Consider the following 26,035-nt stretch of genomic DNA (forward strand, 5'->3'; position numbering starts at 1 on the left):
GATGGCCCGTCGCGGCGGCCCGCGGAACCGGGCCGGAGTGCGGGCATGCCGAGCCTAGGCGAGGCACCGAGTGGTGGGGCAAAGACCTTTTGGTTACTTTTGGCTGGGCCGGCATTCCGGGCGTTTGCCAAAAGTGACCCGCTGTAAGAGCGGAACCATAAGTGGCCGTTACCGCAGCAACGGATATGTACACCTTCAGGCCCGACTCCGCAGCCACTGCATAAACCCCTTCTTAACCGGCACCACAGGCGCCTCCTGCGTCAAACTCTGAGCCGCATGCAACCTGAAATCCAGCAGGCTTTTCATAGCCTCACTGATGTCATGCCGAGCATCCAGACAAGGCTTCAGATACTCCTTCTCAATCCTATACAACGTACAAAACGTCTTCGCCGAAAAGTCCGCAGGCACACCCTGCTCCGACAAAATCCCGGCCTCACCAATCACCTCCCCAGGCCCCATCCGCCCCGCTTCAAACTTGTGCCCGGCCTTGGTCAGCATCACCGAAATCACCCCGGACTCGATGATAAACAGGTGATCACTCACCTCCCCCGCCGGCAAAATCATCTCCCCGGCGCGAAAGGTCTGCAGCGTCATGTTCTGGCTGAATGTCTCCTTCTCCTCCTGCCTCAACGTCGAGAAAATAGACGAGCTCTCCAACAACGCCCGAGCCCGGGAAACCGTCACCGGCGCATTACTCTCGGCCGCCGACAACAAGCTCACCCCCGCCGCCTGCAAATGCCGAAACGCCAAATCATAAAGCTGATTGCGCACCTCACGCTTAAGCGCCATGGCCGGCACAAACCCGCTGATCTCATACTCCACGCCACCACTGGCCGACGTCTTGAACGCCACACTCGGCGCCGGCTTGGCCAACAACGGCCGACACCCCTGCATCGCCCGCTCCAGCGCATCCAGCACGGTTTGGGGCCGCGCATGGGGGCTGACCTGCAGGCTGACCGCCAAGCCAAACATATCTGCGGGACGTGAGAAGTTGATGATCTTGGCCTTGGCCGCCAACGAGTTGGGCACCACCGCCAGGCTGCCCTGGGAGGTTTGCAGTTGGGTGGCGCGCCAGTCGATGTCGATAACCCGGCCTTCGGTGCCGTCGATGGAGATCCAGTCATCCAGTTGGTAGGGTTTGGTGGTATTGAGCACGATGCCGGAAAACACGTCGCTCAAGGTGCTTTGCAACGCCAGGCCGACGATGATTGCCACCGCGCCGGAAGTGGCCAGCACGCCCTTGACCGGCAGGTCGAGCACGTAGGCCATGGCGGCGATGATCGCGATCAGGAAGATCACCGCGCCCACCAGATCCTGCAACAGCCGCCCGGTGTGGCCGACCCGCTGCATCATCACCGCGCCGAGCAATACCGTGAGGGTGCGCGCCGCAAACAGCCACCAGCCGATCTGGAACGCCGTTGCCGCCAAATGCAGCGCCACGTTGTCGCCGAACGGCGCGACCTGCATCGGGTTCATGCCTTCGTTGAACAGCACGGCGCTGAACACCGCAAAGATCACCAGGCGTGCCGCCAGCTTCCAATTGGCGAAATCGGCAGAGATCAAACGCCATACGGCAATATCGATCAGCACCAGCGCCAAGGCACAGAACATCGGGTGATCGGAGATAAATGAGGGCATTCAGGCGACTCCAGGGCGAATGCCATGAAGATCGCATGAAATGCCTTTGGAGGGTATAGCGCCCTAGCGCTGCATCTGCCCGAATTGCCCGGACTGATAGTCGGCAAACGCCTGGTGGATTTCCTGCTCGGTGTTCATCACGAACGGGCCGTGGCCGACGATGGGTTCGTCGATCGGCTCGCCGCTGAGCAACAGCACCATGGCGTCGTCGCTGGACTCGAGGCGCAGTTGCGTGCCATCGCGCTCGAACAGTGCCAACTGCCCTTCCCGCGCCACTTCAGTGCCGTTGATCCGCACCGTGCCGCGCAACACCACCAGCGCGGTGTTGCGCCCGGCGTGCAGGTCCAGCGTCACAGAGCGGCCGGCTTTGAGGCGCATGTCCCACACGTCGATCGGCGTGAAGGTACGAGCCGGGCCTTTGACCCCGTCGAACTCGCCCGCGATCAAGCGCAGGCTGCCGGCGTGGTCGGCCAGGGGCAGCGTCGGAATATCGCCATCGAGGATGGTCTGGTAACCGGCATCGGTCATTTTGTCCCTGGCCGGCAGGTTGACCCACAACTGGACCATTTCCAGGGCGCCGCCGCTGCGGGCGAACGCCTCGGAGTGAAACTCCTCGTGAATGATGCCCCTGGCGGCTGTCATCCATTGCACATCGCCCGGGCCGATGGTGCCGCCGGCGCCGGTGGAATCGCGGTGCTCGACTTCGCCCTTGTAGACGATGGTCACGGTTTCAAAACCGCGATGAGGATGCTGGCCCACGCCACGACGTTGCTCGGTCGGGGTGAACGCCGCAGGACCGGCGTGATCCAGCAACAGGAACGGGCTGATCTGCTTGCCCATGGTGTCGTAGGAAAACAGCGTGCGAACCGGAAAGCCGTCGCCGACCCAATGGCCGCGTGGGCTGGTGTAGATGCCGATGATCTTTTTCATATGTGTCTCCAGTAATGGATACACCTTAAATCCGATACCAATTCCGCGCTAGACGGCAAAACCGGCCCTGATCGTCCCACCAGTGGAACAAATACTCGCGGGCTGGATTATTTTATATTTCGACCATAATATGGCGACAAATATTACAAGCGTAATTTTTAGCTCACCCCGCCCCACGGAGCCCGACATGAACCCTCTCCCCCTGCGTCTTCTCACCCCCCTGGCCCTGCTGGCGGTACTCAGTGGCTGCAACAACAAGGCCGACCCCATCGCCGAAGCGCCCCTGCCCCGCCCGGTGCTGGCCGCCAAGGTCGAAGCCGCGGGCAGCCAGCAAAGCGCCTACACCGGCGTAGTGGCCGCACGCACGGAAAGTGACCTGGGGTTTCGCGTCAGCGGCAAGGTGATCGAGCGCAAGGTTGATCCCGGCCAGCACGTCAACCGTGGCGACACCTTGCTGGTGCTGGATATCGGCGACTTCGAACTGGCCCTGCGCTCGGCGAAAAACCGCGTCAGTGCGGCCCAGGCGCAACTGCGCCAACGCCGGGACGATGAATCCCGCTACCAGCGCCTGGCCAATACCGGCGCCGTGTCGCGGCAGATTTTCGACCAGTCCGCCACCAATCTGCGGGTGGCCGAAGCCGAACTGGCCTCCGCGCAATCCGACGCCAGCCAGATCGAAAACCGCCGCACCTACTCGGTGCTCAGGGCCGACAGCGACGGCATCATCACCGACGTACGGGTGGACCGCGGCCAAGTGGTCGCCGAGGGGCAAGTGGTGGCGCGCCTGGCCCACGACGGCGCCCGGGAAGCCATCGTCAACCTCCCGGAAAACCAGCGCGACCAGGCTTCGCAAAAAGCCCTGGCGTTCCCCTTCGGCGCCCCTGAGCAAGCAGTGACCGCCACGTTGCGCGAGCTGTCTGCCAGCGCCGACCCGACCACCCGCACCTACCGGGCCCGCTATGTCTTGCATGGCCCCGTCGACCGCTTCGCTCTCGGCTCGACCATCACCGTGCGCCTGCAAGGTAACGGCCAGGCGCAACAGACCCGCGTGCCCATCGGGGCGCTGCAGGATGCCGGCAAAGGCACCGGTGTGTGGGTGATTGGCGCCGATGACAAGGTCAGCTTCGCCCCGGTCAACGTCGCCAGCCTCGGCCAGGAGGACGCGTTGCTGGACAGTGGCGTGGACCCAGGCCAAGTAGTCGTCGCCCTCGGCGCGCACCTGCTGCACAGCGGTGACGCGGTACGCCTGTTGCCGGCCCAGGTATTGGCCCTCAACCGTCAGCAGGAACACTGATAATGCGCGGGATCAACCTCTCCGAACTGGCGGTCAAGCATCGCGCGGTCACGCTGTTCCTGATCATCGCGATCCTCGCCGCCGGGGTCTTTGCCTTTGGCAAACTGGGGCGCGCCGAAGACCCTTCGTTCACCGTCAAGGTCATGACCATCACCGCCGCCTGGCCCGGCGCCACCGCGCAAGAGATGCAGGAGCAAGTGGCCGACCGTCTGGAAAAACGCCTGCAGGAGCTGGACTATTACGACCGCGTCGAAACCATCGCCCAACCGGGCTTCGTCTCGATGCGCATGACGTACCTGGAGTCCACCCGTCCCAGCGAGATCCAGGACCTGTTCTACCAGACCCGCAAAAAGCTCAGCGACGAAGCCGCGAAGTTGCCCAAGGGGGTGATCGGGCCGTTCTTCAACGATGAATACTCCGACGTATACTTTTCCCTGTACGCGCTGGAGGCCGAACACCTGCCCCACCGGCAACTGGTGCAAATGGCCGAGGACATGCGCCAGGGCCTGCTCAATCTGCCGGGAGTGAAGAAGGTCAATATCCTCGGCGAACAGGCGCAGCGGATCTTCGTCGAGTTTTCCTATGAGCGCCTGGCCACCTTGGGCATCAAGCCCGAGCAGATCTTCGCCGCCCTCGCCGCCCAGAATGCCGTGGCGCCTTCAGGCTTTGTCGAGACCGCCGGGGCACGCGCCTATATCCGCATCGACGGGGCCTTCGACAGCCTGGCGCTGATCGAAAACGTCCCGCTGGAAGCCAACGGCAAGCTGCTGCGCATCGCCGATGTGGCCACCGTCAGCCGGGGTTATGAAGACCCGCCCAGCTACCGTATCCGTCATCAGGGCGACCCCTCGCTGATGCTCGGGGTGATCATGGAGAAGCACTGGAACGGCCTGGAACTGGACAAGGCCCTCAAGGCCCAGGAAGCGAAAATCCAGGGCGACCTGCCGCTGGGGGTCAACTTCGCCAAGGTCTCCGACCAGGCGAAAAACATCAGCCTGGCGGTCAACGAGTTCATGCTGAAGTTCTTCGTCGCCCTCGCGGTGGTAATGGTCATCAGCCTGCTGGCCCTGGGGTTCCGGGTCGGCCTGGTGGTGGCCGCTGCGGTGCCGCTGACCTTGTCGATCGTGTTTGTGATCATGCTGATGACCGGCCGCGAATTCGACCGGGTGACCCTGGGCGCGTTGATCATTTCCCTGGGCCTGCTGGTGGACGACGCGATCATTGCGATCGAGATGATGGTGGTCAAACTCGAAGAGGGTTTTGACCGGATCCATGCGGCTACGTTTGCCTGGAGTTCCACCGCCGCGCCGATGCTCACGGGCACGCTGGTGACGATTATCGGCTTCCTGCCGGTGGGTTTTGCCCGCTCGGGGGCCGGGGAATATGCCGGGAATATTTTCTGGATCGTCGGTTTTGCGCTGATCGCCTCGTGGCTGGTGGCGGTGGTGTTCACCCCGTACCTGGGGGTCAAGCTGTTGCCGCACATCGAGCCGGTTGTCGGCGGCCACGATGCAATTTACGCCGGGCGCTATTACCAGAAACTGCGGCGCCTGGTGGACGCTTGCGTGCGCAGACGCTGGCTGGTCACCGGGTTGGTGGTGGCGGCCTTTGTGCTGTGTGGCCTGGGCATGGGCGTGGTGAAGAAGCAGTTCTTTCCCAACTCCGACCGTTCCGAGCTGATTCTTGAGGTGTACATGCCACCGGGCAGCGCCTTCAAAAGCACCGAGGCGGTAGCAGCGCAGGTGGAAAAGGCGCTGATGGAGGAGCCGCAAACCGTGATGGTCGACACCTATGTCGGCGGTGGTGCACCGCGGTTTTTCCTGTCGCTGAACCCTGAGCTGCCAGACCCGGCCTTCGCCAAGTTGATCGTGCAGACCGCCGACGCCCATGCCCGGGACAGCCTGAAAAAACGCATGGCTGAACGCATCGCGGCCGGCGAATTTCCATCGGCGCGGGTGCGCGTCACCCAGTTGGTGTTCGGCCCGCCGGTGCCCTTCCCGGTGGTGTTTCGCGTGTCCGGTCCCGACCTGAATGTGCTGCGCAGCCTGTCTGAAGATGTGCGCCAAGTGGTCGCGGCCAACACACTCACGCGGGACAGCTTCCTCGACTGGGGCGAGCGCGCCAGCAGTTACCGCCTGGTACTCGACCAGGACCGCCTGCGCCTGCTGGGCTTTACCCCCGACGGGGTGAAATCCCAGCTCAACGCGTTGCTCAGCGGCAACCCGATCACCGAAGTGCGCGAAGGCAATCGCACCGTTTCAGTGGTTGCCCGCTCCCAGGGCAGCCAGCGCGAAGACCTCGGCAACCTCGACAATATGACCCTGACCAACAGTGCCGGCGTCTCGGTGCCATTGGCCCAGGTCGGGCATTTCCAGGCGGTGATGGAAGAACCGATCCTCAAGCGCCGCAACCGCGCACTGACCGTTGAAGTGCGCGCCGACATCGTCGACGGCACCCAGCCGCCAGATGTGGAAATGGCGGTGTACAAGGACCTGCAACCCCTGATCGCCAAGCTGCCGGCCGGGTATCAGATCGTCATCGGCGGCCCGGTGGAGGAAAGCGCCAAGGCCAACGTGGCGCTGGCGGCACTGTTCCCGATCATGATCCTGCTGACGTTGACGGTGATCATGTTCCAGGTGCGTTCGTTCGGGGTGATGTTCATGGTGTTCGCCACCGCGCCGCTGGGGCTGATCGGAGCGGTGCCGACGTTGTTGCTGTTCAACCAGCCGTTCGGGTTCAACGCGATATTGGGGTTGATCGGGATTGGCGGGATTCTGATGCGCAATACGCTGATCTTTACCGACCAGATTCGGCAGAACCAGGACCAGGGCATGGTGATTCGCGAGGCGATCATCGAGGCCACGGTGCGCCGGGCACGCCCGGTGATCCTGACCGCGTTGGCGGCGGCGCTGGCGTTTATTCCGCTGACACTGTCGGTGTTCTGGTCGTCGCTGGCGTATGTGCTGATTGGCGGGGTGCTGGTGGGGACAGTGTTGACGTTGCTGTTCTTGCCGGCGTTGTGCAGTCTGGTGTTGGGGCGGGAGAAGACCCGGGAAGTGGTGACTGCAACCTGATCCAACTAGCACCACAAACCAATGTGGGAGCGGGCTTGCTCGCGAAAGCGGTGTACCAGATAAGCAGATGTCGACTGATAGACCGCATTCGCGAGCAAGCCCGCTCCCACACAAGCCCGCTCCCACATTTAGAGGTGTGGCGCTTTTAAGTCAGCGCTTGGAGAGCTCCATGATCATCCGGCTCAGCAGATAAATCCGCGGCGCCACGCTCTCCACCTCGGCATATTCCTCCGGCGTATGGATATTGCCCCCGACAATCCCGAACCCGTCCAGGGTCGGCGTACCCACGCCAGCCGACAAGCTCGCATCCGCCGCCCCGCCGCTGCCCTCAATGGTCAGCTTGCGCCCCAACTCGCCATAAATCCCCTGGGCAATCGCCACCAGCTTGTCCGACTCCGGCGTCTGCGGCATCGGCGGCAGGCCACGGTGCAAACTGGTGGTCACTTCAGTCTCGGGGATCAGCTTGTTGGCCGAGACCCGTGCCAGGTCTTTCTCGATCCGGTCAAACTCTTCCGGCAACGCCGCCCGTACATCCGCCTTGGCGGTGGCCTGGTCGGGGATCACGTTGACCCGGTCGCCGGAGTTGATCACGGTGAAGTTGATGGTGGTTTTCTTCTCGGCATCCCCCAGCTTGCCCAGTTGCAGAATCTGGTGCGCCGCTTCCATCGCCGCGTTGCGCCCCAATTCCGGGGCGACGCCGGCGTGGGCGGCCTTGCCCTTGACCTCGACCACGGCGGTGGCGCTGCCTTTGCGCCATACCACCAGGCCATCGGCCGGGCGACCCGGTTCCAGGTTGAGCGTCACGTCGTGGCCCTTGGCGGTGTTGCGGATCAGCTCGGACGCGCCGTCGGTGCCGGTTTCTTCGCTGGCGTCCAGCAGGAAGGTGATTTGTGCGTAGTCCTTGAAGCCCTGGTTTTTCAGGACTTTCAAGGCGTAGATGCCGGCGACGATGCCGCCCTTGTCATCCATTACGCCCGGGCCATAGGCGCGGCCGTCCTTGATGTGGAACGGCCGGGCAGCCGCCGAGCCTTCCTTGAACACCGTGTCCATGTGGGCCATCAGCAGGATCCTGGCCTTGCCGGTGCCCTTGAGGGTGGCGATGACATGGCTGTTATGAGCGGCGACATCCGGCACCAGCTGGATGCTGAAACCCAGTTGCTTGAGCTCATCGACGGCGATGTCACGCACTTGGGTCAGGCCCGGCTCGTAGCCGGAGCCCGAATCGATATTCACCAGGCGCTCCAACAGTTTCAAGGCCTCGGCCTTGTACTGCTCGGAATCGGCCTGGATCTGTTTGTGGGGTTCGGCGCTGAAGGCCGGCATGGCGAAAGACAGCGCCAGGGTGGCCGCCAGCAAGGTACGCGGGAAGTTGAAGAGCATGAACCGATCCTTGTTTTTGTTGGAAGGTAGCGCTCCACCCTACCTGACAAACACCGATTTGTTGATCCTCAGATCGACCTCAACCAACTTCCCTGCACCGAACTGACCCGGTTGCGCCCGCTGCTCTTGGCCTCGTACAAGGCCTGGTCGGCATCGTTCAGCCAACTGGTGGCGTCGGCGTGTGCCGGCCGGTATGGCGCCAGGCCGATGCTCAGGCTGGCGCGCAAGGTCGGGTCCTGTGCGTAGGCCAGAGAGTTGAAGCGATCACGCAGGGCGTCCATCACCTCGGTGGCGCGGTTCAGGGGCATGTCCGGCAGGATCACGCAGAATTCGTCGCCACCGTAGCGCCCGGCCAGGTCAGTGGCCCGCAGGTTCTGGCGCAGCACTTTGCTCAATTGACGCAGCACGATATCGCCGGTGACATGGCCGTAGGTGTCGTTGATGGTCTTGAAGTGGTCGATGTCGATCAGCGCGATGGCGGCGCCCTGCTGGTCGCGGCGGCAGCGCTGGAACTCGATTTCCAGGTGGTCTTTCCAGGCGCCGTGGTTGAGCAGGCCCGACAGGCTGTCGGTGCGGCTCAGGGCCAGCAACTCGCGCTTGTGCCGGGCCAGGGTGATCGCTTGCCGGTAACAGATCCAGCCCAGCGCCAGGGGATACAGCATCAGGATCGGCAGGCAGGCGTAGAGCTGCACTTCACTGGTGAGGGCGGTCACCGCCGGAGTGAACACCAGCATCGAGGCGCCGATGCCCAGCGCCTGGGCCACCCAACCGGCGAGCATGAAGCGCGGGCCGCCGATGGCGACGTTGTTCATGGTCATCATCGACAAGGTGGTCACGCTGGGCAGCGGGTTGAACTGCATGGCGCCAACCCAGAACCCGCCGCAAAACGAGTCGAACAGCAGGTTGCGGTGTTCCGAGCGGAGGGAGTTTTTCGAGTGCCGCGACCATTGATAGGCCACATGCGGCCAGATGAAGGCATTGGCGATCATCACTCCCCAGACCCAAGCGGATTTATCCAGCGGGTAGATGGCGGCGGCCACACAGACAAACCCGAGGGTCAACCCCAGGGTGCGCGACTTGTACAAGCGTGAAGCGAGCGAAAGTCCGTTTCCTCCTGCGGCTGGCATGTCTGGCTTGATCCTGGATGAATGCCCGAAGTCTATCAGGGCACCGGCAGATCGCCACTACCGCTCATAAGCTAGCCTTCAGCTGGAAAAGCCCCTGGCCAGCATCAGCGCCACCCCCAGCAGCAACACCGCCGTGGCCCGTTGCAGCAACACCCGGCGCTTGGGGTTTTCCAGCACGTGCTTGATGCGTTGGCCGAAGTAGCAATACAGGCAGCCGCTGGCAAATTGCAGCAGCAGGAAGGTCAGGCCGAGGATCGCGATGTCGGCGGCGGCACTGCCCTGGCCGATGGCGGCGAACTGCGGGAATACCGCGCTGAACAGAATGATCGCCTTGGGATTCGACAACCCGGTCAGCAGACCTTTTCCGAACAGACTGCGGGCATTTTCCGGGGTTGCATCGTTGGTCTTGATGGTCACTCCGCTGCTGGTCCATTGCTTGTAGGCCAGGTAAAGGATGTAGGCTACCCCTACCACCTGGATGATCCGGGTGATCAGCGGGTAATCCTTGATCAGCTCGGAAAAGCCCACGGCAAAGATCAGGATCGACACCAGGTAGGAAACACTCGCCCCGAACTGCGCCGGCAGGGAACGGCGCAGGCCGTCCTTCAGGCCGAGGCTGAGCAACAACAAGGTCATGGGCCCGGGGCTGAAGGCCAGGGTGGTGCACAGCAGCAGGAAATACAAAAACGAAGACAGCGTCAGCGCGGTGGCCATGGCGTGGAATTTCACAGCAGGAAAGAGGGCTTGCAGTCTAGGGCGCACGTGCCGCCACAGGCAGGTAAACTCTATGGATATACGCGCAGACTTTACCGGTGAAGTTGGCGGCAAACTTAAGGACAGTGTGATGCCCATTCCTGCGATTCACTTTCATGACCGAGCACCGAAGGTGCAGCAGATCGTCGATGCCCTGGCCCATGCGATCGAGCAAGGCGAATTGGCCGCTGGCAGCAAACTGCCTTCGGTGCGTGAGTTGGGAGCCTTGCTGGGCGTCGGAAAATTCACCATGAATGAAGCGCTGGATCGCCTGCGCGGGCGTCACCTCCTGACCTCCAGCCAGGGCCGCGGGCACTTTGTCGCCAGCAGCCTGGCACAGCCGTCGTCCAGCACCTGGGTCGACTTGCTGCCCCAGGACTTGCTCAGCGTACTGCGCCGCCCCCTGGCCATGGCCCAGGGCGACCTGCGCCCCGGCGGCGGCCATCTGCCGGAAGACTGGCTGGATTCCGAAGCCCTGCGCCAGGCCATGCGCAGCGCAGTCCGCGCCCCTACCCTGCGCATCGCCGGGCTGGGCACCCCGGCGGGCCTGCTGCCGTTGCGCCAGGCGCTGCAACAGAAACTGCACGGTGAAGGGTTGTCGGTGCCGGTGGAACAAATCATCACCACGCCCAACACGGTGCAAGGCCTGGACATGCTCATGCGCCTGCTGGCGCGGCCCGGGGACACGGTGCTGCTGGATGCACCGTGTTATTTCAACTTCCACGCGAACCTGGCGTTGCATGGGGTCAAGGTGGTGACGATCGCCCGGCGGCCTGACGGGTTTGATTTTGTCGCGTTGGAGCAGTTGTTGGCGCAGCATCGTCCCAGCCTGTACCTGACCACCAGCGTGTTGCATAACCCCACCGGGCATTCATTCAGCCCGAGCCAGGCATTTCGGTTGTTGCAACTGGCCCGGGAGTATCGCTGCCATATCGTTGAGGATGATCTTTACGGGGATTTGCACCCTAACCCGCCGCCGCGCCTGGCGACTTTGGCGGGATTGGAGCAGGTGACGTACCTGTCGGGGTTTTCGAAGGTGCTGACGGCGAACGCGCGGGTCAGTTATGTGGTGGCGGCGCCGCAATTGGCGGCGAATCTGACCAATATGAAGTTGATGAGCGGCGGCATAACGTCGGAGCTGTTCGAACAGATTGTGTATCGGCTGCTGAGTGAGGGTGGGTATGCCCGGCATCGCAAGCGCATGGTTCAGCGGCTGCTGGAGGCTGGGGGGCGGGTTGAGCAGTGGCTGCGGCGTTGTGGGTGTGAATTGCCGATGGGGTTTGAGGGGGGGATGTTTATCTGGGCGCGGTTGCCGGCGGGGGTAAATGGTGAGCGGCTGGCTGAAGCCGGGTTGAAACGCGGGATGGTGTTGGCGCCGGGGGCGTTGTTCGGGTATGAGCCGGGGTTGCGGGATTTCATGCGGTTTAATGTGGCGCATTGCGACGAAGGGCGGGTTCATGCGCAGTTTGAAGGGTTGCTGGGGGCGCCAACCCGAAGAGTTGGCGCCGGGGTTACGGATCAAGCGGAGGGTTGATCACCGTTCACTGGAGATCACGCGCTGGCTGCAGATATGAGCCATGCTGACCGGGGTAGCGTCGCCACCCACGCCGACATCCGGGTACTCCTCGATGCGCAGGCGCCAAACGGCGAAGTTGTAGTTGGTCTCCCAGGTATTTTTGTAACCCGAGTCGTAGGACACATACCTGACAGTCGCCTCACCCGCGCAGTTGCCCAGGTTGACCGTACCGGATGCCGCGCCCGACACGCCGGTTACCGAACCGTAGTAAGGGATGTACACCGGCAGGTAGGTATTACGGTTGACGTGCTTGTCGAGTTGCAGATACGGCGTCAGTCCCTGCAGGCGTTTACCGGTGCTGTCGGCCCAGGTCACGGCCCAGCTCAAGTCACGTGCCGCCTGGGTGGTCATGAACGGGTCGTAGTCATTGGCCGAAGCCGGGATCCGCACCACGTTGTCACCTTGCACACTGTGGCTCAACACCTCGGGTGTGGAGCCCAGCGACAGCTTGTAGCGCGCCGTAGCCTTCCAGGTTGCGGCCGGGTTAGGCCGCACCCGTACGTTCACCACGCCATTAACCGATGGCGTTGGCCAGGTGATTTTCGCCTTGGGGCTGATCGGGATCCATTTGACGCCGTCAAAATACTCGGAAATCCACTGGCCCCGATCGCTCTCGTTCACACCGTCGAAATAGGCACTGACCTTCTGCCCGCGCAGGGCCTTGAAGGAGAAGTAGTCTTCATCGGTCGCCGTGTCGGAGTTACCCGTGACGTAGTTCAGGGTATCCGGCAGTTGATAAGCCGTTTCGAAACTGTCGTTAGGCTCGAAATCGTCAATCGTCATGTTGATATCCACGCCGAAACTGAACGGCGAACCGTCAGCGGAATTGGCATGCATGAACCAGTAGTAGTCGCCAGGTGGCAGTACGCCAGCCAACACCTCGTTGGCATTGCCCGGGTTATCCGACGTGCCGAGAGAAGTGATGTTGTTCTGGCCGTCGTCCTGGAACAGGGTCAGGGACATGTTGGTGGCAGCACTCTGCCCTACCAGCATCACAGTCGCCCGTGCTTTTTGCGGCACGTTGAAGTGGTAGCAGACGTCGTTGCCGGTTTGCACACCGTCCAGGTTATACATCTGGTTGATACCGAGGGTCTGGCACAGCGGCGTGAACGCCTGGGCCGCCACGGCCTGGGCATCCACCTTGGCGCTATCTGCCTGTACAGGCTCGGCGACCACAACCCCGCTCAAGGCCTTGGCAGCCTGCACCGGCTTTTTCAGCTGCTGCGAGGTTTTGATTTTGTCCAGGAAGGCAGCCGACGCCTTCTGCGCCGTGACGTTGCCGCCACTCTTGAGGGCTTGTTGCACGGCTTGCTGCAACGGTTGCGGCGTCAAGTGTGCAGGAGATTGTTCGGCCAGGGCGCAGGCCGAAACGAAGCAGGACGCCGCGATGGCGGCTCCGAGCATGAACGCTTTTTTCGATTTCATTTTTTATCCATCCATAGTTAAAAAATTGAAGCTCAGGTGACCGGCGACATCCGGTCACCTGGGGTGGAATGTAGGACATAACTGTATGCATGTACAGTATTTTTATAGCGGCAGGATAGATGCGCCAATCCCGACTACGCTCATCCCCAACAAAAACGACACCGAGCGCTCCCAATGACTCACCCCACCGAGGCTTTCCGCTCCACCTACCGCGCCAGCATCCACCCCTCCTACAACCCGTGGCTCCACGCTGGTTTCGTTTTCGGCTACGGCCTGCTCTGCATCAGCCTGTTCTGGTCCACCACCCGGCAAATCCAGCTATTGGAATGGCTGGCCATCCCCCTCACCCTGATTTTCTTCAACCTGTGTATCTATCTCGTCCACCGTCACCTGGGCCATCACAAACACACCTTCGCCCGCCTGTTCTACGCCCGCCACACCGGCGACCACCACAGCTTCTTCACCCCCGCCCACATGACCTACGACAGCCCGCGAGACTGGCGCGTCATCCTGTTCCCCGCCTGGCTCATCCTGTTCCACAGCCTGGCCGTGACCCTCCCCGCCTGGTGGCTGCTCAAACACCTCAACCCCAACGTCGCTGGCCTGTTCGCCGGCTGCATGATCCTCGGCTACCTGCTCTACGAGTTTTTCCACGCCTGCGAACACCTGCCCCCCGACCACCCCGTGGCCCGCCTGCCGTGGATCCGCCAGATGCACCACCTGCACGCCCTGCATCACCGGCGCGAACTGATGCAGGGACGCAACTTCAACATCGTCCTGCCGCTGATGGACTACCTGTTCGGCACCCTGCATTGGGAACCACAAGCGCGCGAACCCAAAAAAGGCCAATAAAAAACGCCCCACCTAAGTGGGGCGTCTACATTTCAGAGGGCTCTTATGCGCCGGTTATCGGCCAATGATGTCCTGGCTGCAGATATGCCCCAGGCTCACGTAGGGAACGTTATCGCCACCGACACCGACATTCGGCAATTCCTTGAGGTCGATGCGCCAGCCGCCAACGTTGTACCAGGTGTCCCAGAGGTACTTCACGCCCGTGCTGCTGTCGTAGTACTGGGCACGGTAATCACCCACACAACCGCCCAACTCTGCGCTTCCCGATGTTTTGCCGGCACTGTCGGTGGCAGCCGAGAATATCGTCCAGTTGAAGTCCGGACCCGAAACAAAACGCTTGTCGACCTTGAGCTGTGAAGTGACCCCCTCCAACGGGGCACCCGTGCTGTCTTTCCATTCGGTTCTCCAGGTCATGAGACGACCGGCCTGGGTCGCCAGAGGTGCGATGCCCGCCGGGATTCGGGTCACCGTTCCGCCCTTCGCATCGAAGTCCGCCAGGTGCGGACTCGAACCGAACGTCAGCTTGTACTCGGACTTGGCGTCCCACGCCTCAGCGGGGTTGGCCCGCACGCGCGCCTTGTAGACAAAGCCCGGCGCCCGGCTCGGGAAGGTCGCCGTCGAGCCACCTGGAATGTTGACCCAGGCGCTGCCGTTGAAGTACTCGAAGATCCACTGATTGCGCACGCCCTTGTCGTCATCATCGAGGAACAGGCTGACCCCCTGCCCGCGTACGGCGGCGAAATCGAAGTAGTCAACGTCATCCGGGCTGTCGAGATTGCCCGTCAGGTAATTCAAGCGGTCCGGCAAGGCGAACGCCGTTTCCGGGGTGTCGTTGGGCTCGTAGGCGTCAATCGCGGTGTTGACGATCGCGCCGAAGTCGAAGGCTGAGCCGTCGGCAACCTTGGCTTCCAGGAACCAGTAGTAGTCCCCGGCTTCAAGCATGCCGCTGATGACTTCGTCGCTGTTGCCCGGGTTATCAGAAGTGATCAGTGCCGTCAGGTTGTTCTGCCCGTCGTCCTGGAACAGCGTCAGGGCCATTTCGGTCCCCGGCTGCTGACCCGCGAGGTAGATCTGCACCTTGGCCTTGGCGGGCACATTAAAGTGGAAGCACTTTGATTCGCCGCTCTGCAAACCGTCATAGCTGTAGCCGACGTTAATATCGAGGCTGTCGCACAGCGGTACAAAGGCGGCCTGGGCAGCAGGTGCCTTGGCCGGTTTTACCAGCCGGCTCACCGGCGAAATCTGCACACTTTCAGAAGGCTTCGCGACGCTGGCAGCCTTCTTTTGCACACCGACAGTCTTGGTTTTTTGTGCAGCCTTGAGCTTATCCAGCACCTGCGCCGAGGACGCGGAGGCCTGCACCTTGCCACCGGATTTCAGGGCACTCTTGATCGCTGCATCCAGGCTTTTTTCGCTCAGGTGCACGCTGTTCTGCGACGGGTATTGCTCGGCCAGGGCAAAGGCCGAAACGAAGCTGGCAGCCATCATGGCCGCGCCCAGTACAAAGGCTTTTTTAGATTTCATTTTTTATCCATCCATAGTTAAAAAATTGAAGCTCAGGTGACCGGTGACATCCGGTCACCTGGGATGGAATGTAGGACAAAGCTGTATATATGTACAGTGCTTTTTTTAAAAAGCTACCATTTAATCCAGACGTACCAGAGCCCCGAACCTACAAATCCAACCATTCCAAAACGATACGGCCACAGCACCCAGCGCTTGAGAGACAGAGGAACAGACGCCAGCTCTGCCGCCGTCACGTCTCCTCTTCGGATGTGCAGCTTGGGCAGTGAAAGAAAGTCGACAATCAGACTCAAACGCTTGTATCTGTCGATCAGTTTGTTTCTGCCCCAAAACCGTTTGTTGTCACGGACCAAAACGTTATCAATGAAGTAGCTTTCCAGTTCATCCAGTTTTCTGTACTCGACGAATAGCTTCAAACCCAAAAAAATAAATGGCCATCCCCCCAATAAAATCACGCTAAATCCGTGCAACGAAATAGTCATGCACCCTCTCCCTCATAGAATAAGTCGCCGGCCATTTCTCCTAATGCTCCTCCCACGGTTCCACCGGTATACCCTCCCGCAGCACCGCCAATAATCCCGCAAGCGAGTTCACCTTTCCCTTTAGTAGCGATACCCAAAACTAATTTACACAAACCACGCCCCACCTTTGCGCCCAATACCCCGCCACCGGCGGCTCCACCCACCCCGCCCACCAACTTCCCACCCTCCACATACTTCGCCCGCCTACACATCGCCTCCCGCCCCTCCATACATGCTTCCTTGATCTCCAACCCCGCCACACCCACATCCAACGCCAACCCCACATACGTCCCCTTGCCCAAAAACCTCGACGTCTCGGCAATGCTGCGAATCCGCTGCGTGTAGCCCACGATTTCACTCTTGTGCAGATAACTCTTGGTGGAAATACCCAGTACTTTTTTCAGTGACTTATTGGTTTTCAGGCTCGTGCCAAATCGCGCCGCACCTTGAAGTTGAGTATCCAAGCGCCGGAACAACATCTGCCGCTTCTGGATAAACGCTTTCTTATTCAAGGCTCCATCCTTGAGTTGTTGATGCAAACGCTCAATTTCTTTCAGAGTGCGCTGAACCTCGTCCAGGTGTCGCCCCCAGGCCGCCGTCGAACTGCCGACTCCCACCGAGCTATAAGCCAATAAACTCTGGAATAGATCATAGTTATTGATCACCGCCGCCCCAGCCGAGGCATCCAACTCCAGATTGCGCTGAATCTCCTGGGCATGGCGCATCAACCATGCATCATCAGTAGTGCAAGCCACAGCGTAGGCATCGGGAACGATCACCATCTGCCCCGGCGTCACCAGGCTTGCCTGACGCAAATGCAGGTTCAACGCGTCGAATTGATCGGAAAGTTGCCCACTGGCCCCGGTCAGTAACCGGGATTTCAAACTGAGGTAGTCCGTGGTGCGGTCATTGATGTATCCCTGCGCCATCACTTACATCCCTGATGTAATGGATATGGCGCAGGAATATAGGCAGGCGAACACGGCCCGGACACAGGGTTGGAACAGCTGAAATTACATTTGGGAAATCACCTACCTGGCAGGTAATCAAGGCCTACAAAAAATCGTCGGACTCAATACCCAGTCATCTCCAGGTACCCCACCCCGCCCTGAAATTTCACCGGCCCCTCCCAGTAAGGAATGCTCAGGTTCATCCAGGCCTTTGGGTTGACCGCTTCCGTGGTGATATCCAGATGTTTGCCCGGGATCTTCAATGACCACTGGGTGGGAATGCTGCGCCCATCAATGGCAGTCGTGCCCAGCGGCGTCAGTTGAATATCCTGGTTGTGCAGGGTCTGTGTGTGGCCTTCTTTGTCGATCCAGGTACCCGTCAGGTACGACGGCCCGTCTTTCTGCCGCACCCGAAACAGCATCAATTGCTCGCCACTGTCCAGGTGCAGGGAGAACCAGTCCCAGCCGGTCTGGCTGGCGGTCAGGGGCTGGCTGCTCCATTCGCGATCGAGCCAGGCGTTGCCGGTGACTTGGTAAGATTTTCCATCGATGGTCACGCGGCCATCTGCCTGGAAAAACGGCTGGCTGTAGTAGTACGACGCCTGGCCCTGGTCGGACTTGCGGCTGTAGCCGTTGTCGCCCTGGAGCACCAATGGGCGGCTGGAGGTCAGGTGCAGGTCATAGTTGAAATGCTCGCCTGCAGCCTTGAGTTGCATGTCCGCCAGGGGGCTGGCTGCACCGGGGCGGGTGGCGAAATTCCAGTCATCGATCCAGGCATTGAACGGCACCGCCTGGGCCCCTGCCTGCCCCACGCCGCCGCGGGCGTAGCGTTCGCTAGCGTAATGGCGGGTGGCCGAGGTGACGGCGGCGTGGCCGAGCCAGATCGTAGAGTCGTGCCAGCCGGGTTGTGTCGGGCCGGCCTTGAGTGCGTTGCGAAACAGCGTCCATTGCACGCCGTAGGCATTGCCCTCGGCATCCTTCAGGTTGGCGGTGAGGTACCACCATTCGATGCGATAGCCGTCATGGGGGCCATGGTCCTGGGGAAAGCTGAAGACCTTGCCGGGCACCACCTGGGCAAAGTCCGCGGCCTGGCTGCCCAGTCCGGCGAAGCTTTCTTCAGGTGCAGGTGGTTTGTCGCAGGCGCCCAGCAGCAGGAACGTCGCCCATAGCAGGCACTTAATCTTCATTGGCAAAGGTCCTCAGCAAATCCGCCGGGCGACTGCGGTACAGCTGCCACAACGGCCAGGCCGAAGCCAGCAAGGTGGCCAGCATCGCCAGACCCAGCAGTTGCGCCAGTTGCCCCGGGAACACCTGCAACGGCAGGCGCCAGCCGAAGGCCTGGACGTTGATCACCACGTCCAGGCACCACGCCAGCAGCAAGCCCAGCGGCAACGCCAGCACCAGGGTCAGCACCGCCAGCAACCAAGTCTGGCCGAGGTTGAGCAGCATCAATTGGCGTCGTGTCACGCCCAGCGCCCACAGCGGGGCCAACTGGCCAAGACGGCTTTGGCTCTGGGTCAGCAGGCTGATGAACAACGCCACGCCGGCGACGCCCAGGGTCAGGCTGTTAAGGGCGGCGGTGGCGGCAAAAGTTCGTTCGAATACCTGGCTCGACCAGCCCTTGAGCTGCTGCTGGTCGACGATGCGGCTGTCTTCGAGGGCAAACCGTTCCTGTACTGCACGCACCAGCGGCGGCACGTTGCCCGGCAAAACCCGCAGGTTGAAACGCGCCGGCGACAATCCCGGCCAGTGCTGCAACAGGTGCCGCGAATTCACCAGCAAGTGGCCCTTGGGGTTGCCGTAGTCGGCATAAATCCCCACGACCTTCGGCGACCATGGACCTTGGGGCGTGGGGATGCTGACCACATCGCCCAGCCGCACCTTGAGCCGGCGTGCCATTTGCTCACTGAGCATCAGGCTGTCGTCCTGCAACAACTGGCTCCATGGGTTCGCCGCCGCTTCCAGCAGCGGCCAATGCTGGCGATAAGTAGGGTCGTCGACCACGCCGAACAGGTCAGCCGGCCACCCCTGCAACTGCACCGCAACCTGCCAGGTCGGCAGCACTGTCTGCACCAGGGGCTGCTGTACCAGCCAGGTTTGCAGCGCCTCGGCCTGGGCCGGGTTTTGCGGGTTGAGGTACAACTCGGCGGTCAGGCGTTGTTCCAGCCAGTTGTTGAAGGTCTGGCGAAAGCCCGAGGTCATCGAGCCCGCGCCGATATTGGCGGCCAACGCCAGCAGCAAGGCCATCAGCGCCAGGCTCAGGGCCGGCAACTGCTGGCGGCAATCGGCGAGAAACCATTGCCCCAGCACCGAACGGCTGCGCCCCAATACCGCCTTGAGCACGCCATTGAGCACCACCGGCAAGCCCAGCGCAGCGCCCAGCAACAAGGCCGCCATCAATACAAAACCACTGGCCAGGCTGTCGCCAAATACCAGTGCCAACAGCGCAACCAGTAAGGCCGAACCCGCCACCCAGCCCTGGCGTCGCAGCCAGCGCCCATGGGCCTGGTGCCAGGCCTGGGCATTGGCCAGCGCCAACAACGGCAAACGCGCCGCCCGCCACAGGCTGCTGGCCCCGGCGAGCAACGCGCCGAGCAAACCCAGGCCCAGGCCACTGAGCCACCACAGCGGGCTGAGGCTCAGTTGGCCGGGCAACTCGGCGCCATACAGGCCGCGCAAGCTGGCGGCTACATCCGGCAGCAACAGGCTGGCCAGCAAGTACCCGCTGGCCACGCCCGCCAGGCCACCCAGCACGGCCAGGCCACCGAGTTCCACCGCCAGGCTGAGGATCAGCATCCGCGCACTGACCCCGCACGCCCGCAAGGTTCGCAGCAGGCCGCGCCGCTGCTCCAGCGCCAGGCCGATGGCGGCATGCACGATAAACAGGCCCACCACAAAGGACAGAAAGCCCAGCGCATCGAGGTTCAGATGGAAGCTTTCAGTGAGGCGCGCGAGGTTGTTTTCCTCGGCCTGCTTGAGCTGCAGTTGCGCGCCCAGTTCCGGCGGCAGGACGGGATGCGCGGCGGCAAAGGCCTTGTCCAGCAGCAACCGCGACAGGCGTTGGGGCATGTCCAGCAGCGGTTGGGCGAAGCCGATATCGGTCAGCAATACGCCAGGGGCCATGTCCGCTTGAACATGCAGCGGCGGCAGCGCCAGCCCGGCAGCTGTCAGCGGCTGGTCGCCCTCTTTCAGGCCCAGAGACTGCAAGGTCTGCGGCGCGATCCAGGTACGTCCCGGCGGGTTGAAGAGCGCGACCATCTGCGCCCGGTCCAGGGTCTGCCCGGCCAGCGCGCCACCGCCGGGCAACGACACCGGGTCGATGCCCATCACTTGCAGGCGCTGGTCTTCATGGCCCTTGAGCTGCACGCGGCCCTGCACCACCGGCGACACCGGCCACCCGGCGCGGCGCAGGTCGGCAAACAGCGCCTGGGGGAAGCTCGCACCGTCCGGCGCACTGAGGCTGGCCTGGGGTTCGCCGCCGATCAGCTGGCTGGCCCGCGCGTAGCTGTCCCGCGCCTGGCTGTTGAGGGCTTGCACGCCGGTCAACAGCGCGGTGGCCAGCCACAGGCCGGTGAGCACACTGAAGAATTGCACAGGGTGGCGACGCCAATGGCTGAGCAGCGCGCGCAGTGTCCAGTGGAAGACGCGCATGTCAGCGGGCGTCCGCAGCGAGTACCTGGCCGCGGTGCAACACCACCTGCTGGTCAAGGCGCGCCGCGATGCGCGGGCTGTGGGTGACCATCAGCAAGCTGGTGGGGCTGTCCCGCAGCAGGTCCAGCAGCAGTTGCAGCACTTCGTCACTGGTGCCTTCGTCGAGGTTACCGGTGGGTTCGTCCGCCAGCAGCAAGCCGGGGCGCGACGCCAGGGCTCGTCCTACCGCTACCCGTTGCTGCTGGCCGCCGGACAGTTGTTCGGGGTAACGCCTGAGCAAGTCACCCAGGCCGAGTCGCTCCACAAGCTGCGCTTGCCACGCCGGATCGAGGCGCCCGGCCAGGCGCGCCTGGAAGGCCAGGTTGTCTTCGACCCGCAGGCTGCCGATCAGGTTGAACTGCTGGAACACCAGGCCGATCTCGGTGCGCCGCCAGTGGGCCAACTGCGCTTCGCTCATCTGGTCCAGGCGCTGATCGCCGACCTGGATGCTGCCACGGTCGACCTGGTCGAGCCCGGCCACCAAATGCAGCAGCGTGCTTTTGCCACTGCCCGACTCACCCATCAACGCCAGGCTGCTGCGCGCTCCCAGGTACAGGTCGACACCCGCCAGCACGGTCAACGGCCCCTGCGGCGTGCCATAACTCTTGAATACCCCTTGTACCTGCAGCATCACCCCTCCCCACAAGCTTCTGGACTTAAGCCGGAGAATAACGGTTGTCACATTTTTATGTCACAACCATGGGCAAAAGGAGCGCCCCATGACCCCTGCAAATTTTTCACATCGATTTCACCCGGCCGCCACCTGCTGCACTTTAAATTGCCGTCCATGGGCAGATAACAGGCTGGTTATTTCAAACGCCCGTTAGTGCAAGTGAACAATTTTTTATATCGGTATGTTCAGCAAAAAGACAGCGCCCCTGTGACACGCTTTTGCATATTCCTGCATCAGCGCTACTCACTTGGCGCCTGCCTAACTTGCCGCTGCCAGTTACCGGATTAACGCCTGGAAGTTACCAATGGTGAATAGTGTGGTTGACCTGACCCTGAGCAAGTCTCGCTCGCGCTGGGCATTTGTAAAACAGCTGAACAAACTGTGGCTGGGCGTGGCAGGTATCGTGATGATCAGCCTGGCAGTAACGGCGTTCATCTGGTGGCCAAGATCGCCGCTGGACCTGGGCGTGGGCCACCGCCTGCTCACCTCCGGAACCCTGGAAGCCTGGCGTAATGGAGACCTGGTGGTGCTGGTCCGCCATGAGGAACGCTGTGACCGCTCCAACAACCCTTGCCTGGGCCCGGCAGACGGCCTGACCACGCTCGGCTCGTTGTCTGCCAGTGCCGTGGGTAAGGCCTTCCAGACCCTGGGCATGGAAAACACCGACGTACTGAGCAGCCCCACCACCCGTACCGCGCAGACCTCGCTTTTCATGTTCGGCAAGGCCGAACTGTCACCCGGCCCCCTGGCCATCTGCGGCCCTGCCATCGGCGAGGAACTGCGCCCGCATAAACACGCGGACCGCAACCTGCTGGTGGTCACCCACAGCGCCTGCATCAGCGACTTCGAGGAGGCATTGGGCTACTCACACGCTGCCCATGCCGAGTACGGCAGTGCATTGTTTGTAAAGCTGCTGCCCGACGGCAAGTTCAAGGCGCTGGGTATTTTGAACAGTAAGGACTGGGCCGCCGTGCTTAAACAACTTTAGAACAATTCTTCACATTTAATCATTCAAGTTCGTTCAGCAAAAAGACAGCCAGACCGTGGCATCGTCTATGGTTTTAATTGAATTTTTGTCAAAAAATTATTAGCTCACTAACTTTTCACAAGTTAACAACATGACGATGACCTTCGATGACTTATTGGACGCCACACGTTTAACGAGCTTGACTGGGGCACAGGGATATTCAGTTTCGCCCCCCCACTAACAGACTGTTTAAGGAATAACGTTCTGTGCCGTATTTCTACCCGACCACGACCACCTTCCACCCCTCGCGCATGGCTGATCCAGCGCTCGCGCTGATTCACCGTCAATACCGCTTGAGAGTGCAATAGCCATGACCCGCCTTAAACCATTGCCCGTATTGCTACTGGCATTCGTGATGTTCTATCTGTTGCCACTGGGCCTGCATGGCCTATGGATCCCTGACGAAACCCGCTACGCCCAGATCAGCCAGGAAATGCTCATCAGCGGCAACTGGGTGGCACCGCACTTCATGGGCGTGCGCTATTTCGAAAAACCCGCCGCCGGCTACTGGCTCATCGCACTGGGCCAGGCGTTGTTCGGTGAAAACCTGTTCGGCGTGCGCATCGCTTCCGCCCTGACCACCGGCCTGAGCGTCGCGCTCGCCTACCTGATCGCCCGCCGGCTATGGAACGACCCGCGCAAGAGCTTCGCCTGCGCGCTGCTCTACATGAGTTTCGGCCTGGTGGCCGGGCAAGCCGGTTATTCCAACCTGGATCCGCAATTCACCTTTTGGGTCAACCTGAGCCTGGCGGCGCTGTGGTTTGCCCTCGACAGCTCCACCCCCCGTGCCCGCCTCGCCAGCTGGACGTTGTTGGGTGTGGCCTGCGGCATGGGTTTCATGACCAAGGGTTTCCTCGCGTGGTTGCTGCCGGTGTTGATCGCCCTGCCTTACATGCTCTGGCAACGTCGCCTGGGGGAACTGCTGCGCTACGGGCCGCTGGCGATTCTGGTGGCGGCCGTGGTGTGCCTGCCCTGGGCACTGACGATCCACCTGCAGGAACCGGACTACTGGCGTTTCTTCTTCTGGCACGAGCACATCCGCCGGTTCGCCTCCGACAATGCCCAGCATGCACGACCCTGGTGGTTCTACCTGCCGCTGATGGTGGTGTCGTGCCTGCCGTGGGCGGCGCTGCTGCCGGCGACACTGTGCAAGGCCTGGAAGGAAAAGCGCCAACCGGCCATCGTCTTCCTGGCGCTGTGGTTGCTGCTGCCCCTGGGCTTTTTCAGCCTGAGCAACGGCAAGCTGCCGACCTACATCATGCCGTGCCTGCTGCCGCTGGCGCTGCTGATGGGCCATGCATTGGTCGACCTGCTGGCCAACGCCCGCACCCGCACGCTGCGCGTCAATGGCCTGCTCAACCTGGGCATCGGCGTCGCGGCAATGGTGACGCTGATCTACCTGCAAATCGACCGGCCGTTGTACGGCAACAGCCACAGCGAGATGTTCAACCTGTCCCTGACGTTCATCGTGCTGATGGGCTGGATGCTCGCCAACCTGCTTCAAGCCTTCCGCCCAGTGGCGCTGTGGGCGATGCCGGCCTTGGGCATTGGCCTGCTGGTGGCGCTGTTGCCCGCCGGCATGCCGGCGGTGATCGAAGATAACCAGATGCCTGATCAGTTCGTGCTCCAGCACCTGGACGAGCTGCAACAGACCCATGCGCTGCTGAGCAACGAACTGGAGTCGGCGTCGGCCCTGGCATGGCGCCTGCGGCGGCCCGAAGTGACGCTCTACAACACCGAAGGCGAACTGCGCTACGGCCTGCAATACGCCGACTCGATGCACCGCAAGGTGGATCTCGAAAGCGTTCAAGCCTGGCTCAAGCAGGCGCGCCAGCAAGGCCCGGTGGGCGTGCTGATGCGGGTCAGGAGCACCAGCGAAATGCGCGAAGCCGGCCAGCTGCCGTTGGGGGGCAAGCGTTATTACAAGGGTGACCTGGAGATCATCATCTACCCGCAATTGCCGTAACACAGGCGCCCTAATGTGGGGTGACCCCATTCAACACTCGTCCCACATCGGAACCGCCGCATGAACTTCTGGAAAACCGAACGCGGCGCCCTGCTGCTGCTCCTGGGCGTGTCCGCCGCGATCCTGCTGCTGGGCCTGGGCGCCCGCGACCTGTGGGGCCCGGAAACCCGCTGGGCGAACATCACCCTGCAGATGCTGCAAAGCGGCGACTACTTCGACCCGTACCTCAAGGGTACCCCGTATTACGACAAACCCCTGCCGTCGTACTGGCTGATCACCGGCCTGGCCAACCTGATGGGCGGCCTGGGGCCGTGGTCGTTACGCCTGTCTTCGGTCATCTCGGCGTGGCTGAGCATCTGGCTGGTGTACCTGATCGGCGAGCGGCTGTTTCGCAAAGGCACCGGCCTGATTGCCGGCTGGATGCTCGCGACCACCTTCTACTTCCTCTTCTGGGCCCGGGTGGCCACGGCGGACGTGCTGACCGTATGCGGCGTGCTCGCCGCCGTCTGGTGGTATTGGCGCGGGCCGGACGATACGCGGCTGGGGCGCTACACGGTGTTCTTCCTGTTGCTGGCGGCGACATCACTGTTCAAGGGCTTGATCGGCTTTGTACTGCCGGGCCTGGTGCTGTTGCCGCACTTGCTCAGCGAACAGCGCTACAAACACCACCTCAACCTGCGGCTGGTGCTGGCCGTGATCATTGCCGGGGCGTTCTACGCGATCCCGTTTGTGCTGTCCCACCTCTACGGCGCACCGACCTACGGTGCAAGCGGCCTGGAACTGGTGTTCCGGGAAAACGTGGTGCGCTTCTTCGACCCGTTCGACCATATGGGTCCGATCTACACCTACCTGATCTACCTGCCGGCCTACACCTTGCCCTGGGCGCCGTGCTGGGTGCTGGGCCTGTGGCTCGCCGTGCGGCATTGGCGCGACACCCCGCCCAACACCCGCTGGCTGGTGTGGGGGCTGGGCCTGCTGTTTGTGTTCTTCACCGCCAGTGGCAGCCGGCGCAGTTACTACGTGCTGCCGCTGGTGCCGTTCGCGCAGTTGCTGGCGGCGTGGTGGGTCAGTGAGCGTATCGCCCGCAAAGGCACGGTCGGCCGGGGTTGGTACCGTGGGTTCGGCATCGCTGCGGGGGTGATGCTGTTGGTACTCGGGGTGGTGTATCCGTGGACCAATGGCAATGGCGGCGTGACCCGTTTCGCCGAGGACGTTCAAGCGCAAGCAGTGAAAAGCGCGCCATGGAACGAGTGGCAGATGGTGATGGTGGAAGTCGACAACAAGGTACCGATGTACCTGCAAAATCACGGGACGCCGTTCTACTACGTTGCCGAAACCCAGGACTTCCCGCGCCAGGGCGACAGTGCGGCGTTCATGGGCTGGCTGGAAAAAACCAGCGGCCGCACCTTTGATCCCAAGCGCACAATTATTGTCGCGCAGTCCACCAAGGATGACCCGACGCCACTGGCCTACCTGGGCAACGATCATCAGGTCATCACTACCCAGCCGGACAATGGTGAACGGTTGTTCCACAAGCGTGACGGTGGCAGCGTGGCATTTGTGCCCAACGCCGCGCCGTAGCACTGGCGGCATGGGGCGGGCATTGCTAGTGTGGCGCGCTTAAGCCACCGTCCG

At 61.9% G+C, this 26,035-nt stretch carries 19 protein-coding genes; 7 read left to right on the forward strand and 12 right to left on the reverse strand.

Annotated elements, in window-relative coordinates:
- Positions 1-195: 195 nt before the first annotated feature.
- Both HX801_RS20830 and HX801_RS20835 read right to left on the reverse strand, forming a co-directional pair.
- Positions 196-1,638, reverse strand: a complete 1,443-nt coding sequence (locus HX801_RS20830) for a mechanosensitive ion channel domain-containing protein (protein WP_063028913.1) — start codon at positions 1,636-1,638, stop codon at positions 196-198.
- 63 nt (positions 1,639-1,701) lie between these two features.
- Positions 1,702-2,568, reverse strand: a complete 867-nt coding sequence (locus HX801_RS20835) for a pirin family protein (RefSeq protein WP_003210245.1) — start codon at positions 2,566-2,568, stop codon at positions 1,702-1,704.
- 187 nt (positions 2,569-2,755) lie between these two features.
- Here HX801_RS20835 and HX801_RS20840 point away from each other — a divergent pair, with 187 nt between their 5' ends.
- Positions 2,756-3,862, forward strand: coding sequence for an efflux RND transporter periplasmic adaptor subunit (locus tag HX801_RS20840; RefSeq protein ID WP_177022648.1), 1,107 nt, complete (start codon positions 2,756-2,758; stop codon positions 3,860-3,862).
- Positions 3,863-3,864: 2 nt separating this feature from the next.
- The gene (locus tag HX801_RS20845; protein WP_177022649.1) at positions 3,865-6,936 is read left to right on the forward strand and encodes an efflux RND transporter permease subunit; all 3,072 of its coding nucleotides are present in this window, start codon (positions 3,865-3,867) and stop codon (positions 6,934-6,936) included.
- A gap of 150 nt (positions 6,937-7,086) precedes the next feature.
- Here the strand turns inward: HX801_RS20845 and HX801_RS20850 are convergent, their stop codons facing one another.
- From HX801_RS20850 to HX801_RS20860, 3 genes are all read right to left on the reverse strand, one after another.
- Positions 7,087-8,316, reverse strand: a complete 1,230-nt coding sequence (locus HX801_RS20850) for a M20/M25/M40 family metallo-hydrolase (protein WP_177022650.1) — start codon at positions 8,314-8,316, stop codon at positions 7,087-7,089.
- 68 nt (positions 8,317-8,384) lie between these two features.
- Positions 8,385-9,443: a diguanylate cyclase gene (locus HX801_RS20855; protein WP_023658718.1), complete on the reverse strand. Its 1,059-nt coding sequence runs from the start codon at positions 9,441-9,443 to the stop codon at positions 8,385-8,387.
- Positions 9,444-9,521: 78 nt separating this feature from the next.
- On the reverse strand, positions 9,522-10,157 hold the full coding sequence (locus tag HX801_RS20860) for a LysE family translocator (protein WP_003210255.1): 636 nt from the start codon (positions 10,155-10,157) through the stop codon (positions 9,522-9,524).
- A 130-nt stretch (positions 10,158-10,287) separates the two neighbouring features.
- On the opposite strand from HX801_RS20860, the gene HX801_RS20865 reads away from it, so the two are divergent.
- Positions 10,288-11,730: a PLP-dependent aminotransferase family protein gene (locus tag HX801_RS20865; protein ID WP_177022666.1), complete on the forward strand. Its 1,443-nt coding sequence runs from the start codon at positions 10,288-10,290 to the stop codon at positions 11,728-11,730.
- On the opposite strand, the gene HX801_RS20870 is transcribed toward HX801_RS20865, so the two are convergent.
- Positions 11,731-13,197 carry a hypothetical protein gene (locus tag HX801_RS20870; RefSeq protein WP_003210259.1) on the reverse strand — a complete coding sequence of 489 codons (1,467 nt, stop codon included), beginning with the start codon at positions 13,195-13,197 and terminating at the stop codon, positions 11,731-11,733.
- Between the two features lie 174 nt (positions 13,198-13,371).
- Between HX801_RS20870 and HX801_RS20875 the strand changes: the two genes are divergently transcribed.
- On the forward strand, positions 13,372-14,049 hold the full coding sequence (locus HX801_RS20875) for a sterol desaturase family protein (RefSeq protein WP_177022651.1): 678 nt from the start codon (positions 13,372-13,374) through the stop codon (positions 14,047-14,049).
- Positions 14,050-14,103: 54 nt separating this feature from the next.
- On the opposite strand, the gene HX801_RS20880 is transcribed toward HX801_RS20875, so the two are convergent.
- The 6 genes from HX801_RS20880 to HX801_RS20905 all read right to left on the reverse strand — a co-directional run bounded on the left by HX801_RS20880 (position 14,104) and on the right by HX801_RS20905 (position 21,365).
- A complete protein-coding gene (locus tag HX801_RS20880) occupies positions 14,104-15,573 on the reverse strand; it encodes a PPC domain-containing protein (RefSeq protein WP_177022652.1) in 1,470 nt (489 codons plus the stop codon).
- A gap of 113 nt (positions 15,574-15,686) precedes the next feature.
- On the reverse strand, positions 15,687-16,055 hold the full coding sequence (locus HX801_RS20885; RefSeq protein WP_177022653.1) for a hypothetical protein: 369 nt from the start codon (positions 16,053-16,055) through the stop codon (positions 15,687-15,689).
- Positions 16,052-17,023 carry a hypothetical protein gene (locus HX801_RS20890; protein ID WP_177022654.1) on the reverse strand — a complete coding sequence of 324 codons (972 nt, stop codon included), beginning with the start codon at positions 17,021-17,023 and terminating at the stop codon, positions 16,052-16,054. The genes HX801_RS20885 and HX801_RS20890 overlap by 4 nt, the downstream gene beginning before the upstream one ends.
- A 143-nt stretch (positions 17,024-17,166) precedes the next feature.
- Positions 17,167-18,231, reverse strand: a complete 1,065-nt coding sequence (locus HX801_RS20895; RefSeq protein ID WP_102606242.1) for a lipocalin-like domain-containing protein — start codon at positions 18,229-18,231, stop codon at positions 17,167-17,169.
- On the reverse strand, positions 18,221-20,695 hold the full coding sequence (locus HX801_RS20900) for an FtsX-like permease family protein (RefSeq protein WP_177022655.1): 2,475 nt from the start codon (positions 20,693-20,695) through the stop codon (positions 18,221-18,223). The genes HX801_RS20895 and HX801_RS20900 overlap by 11 nt, the downstream gene beginning before the upstream one ends.
- A gap of 1 nt (position 20,696) precedes the next feature.
- Positions 20,697-21,365, reverse strand: a complete 669-nt coding sequence (locus HX801_RS20905; protein ID WP_008431380.1) for an ABC transporter ATP-binding protein — start codon at positions 21,363-21,365, stop codon at positions 20,697-20,699.
- A 346-nt stretch (positions 21,366-21,711) separates the two neighbouring features.
- Here HX801_RS20905 and HX801_RS20910 point away from each other — a divergent pair, with 346 nt between their 5' ends.
- The 3 genes from HX801_RS20910 to HX801_RS20920 all read left to right on the forward strand — a co-directional run bounded on the left by HX801_RS20910 (position 21,712) and on the right by HX801_RS20920 (position 25,981).
- Positions 21,712-22,395, forward strand: coding sequence for a histidine phosphatase family protein (locus tag HX801_RS20910; protein WP_003210274.1), 684 nt, complete (start codon positions 21,712-21,714; stop codon positions 22,393-22,395).
- A 349-nt stretch (positions 22,396-22,744) separates the two neighbouring features.
- Positions 22,745-24,400 (forward strand): lipid IV(A) 4-amino-4-deoxy-L-arabinosyltransferase, encoded by a 1,656-nt coding sequence (gene arnT / locus HX801_RS20915; RefSeq protein ID WP_177022656.1) that lies wholly within the window; start codon positions 22,745-22,747, stop codon positions 24,398-24,400.
- A gap of 60 nt (positions 24,401-24,460) precedes the next feature.
- Positions 24,461-25,981: a glycosyltransferase family 39 protein gene (locus HX801_RS20920; protein WP_177022657.1), complete on the forward strand. Its 1,521-nt coding sequence runs from the start codon at positions 24,461-24,463 to the stop codon at positions 25,979-25,981.
- The last annotated feature ends 54 nt before the right edge of the window (positions 25,982-26,035 follow it).

It is taken from the genome of Pseudomonas sp. G1002 (genome assembly GCF_013385455.1).
Taxonomy (GTDB): Bacteria; Pseudomonadota; Gammaproteobacteria; order Pseudomonadales; family Pseudomonadaceae; genus Aquipseudomonas.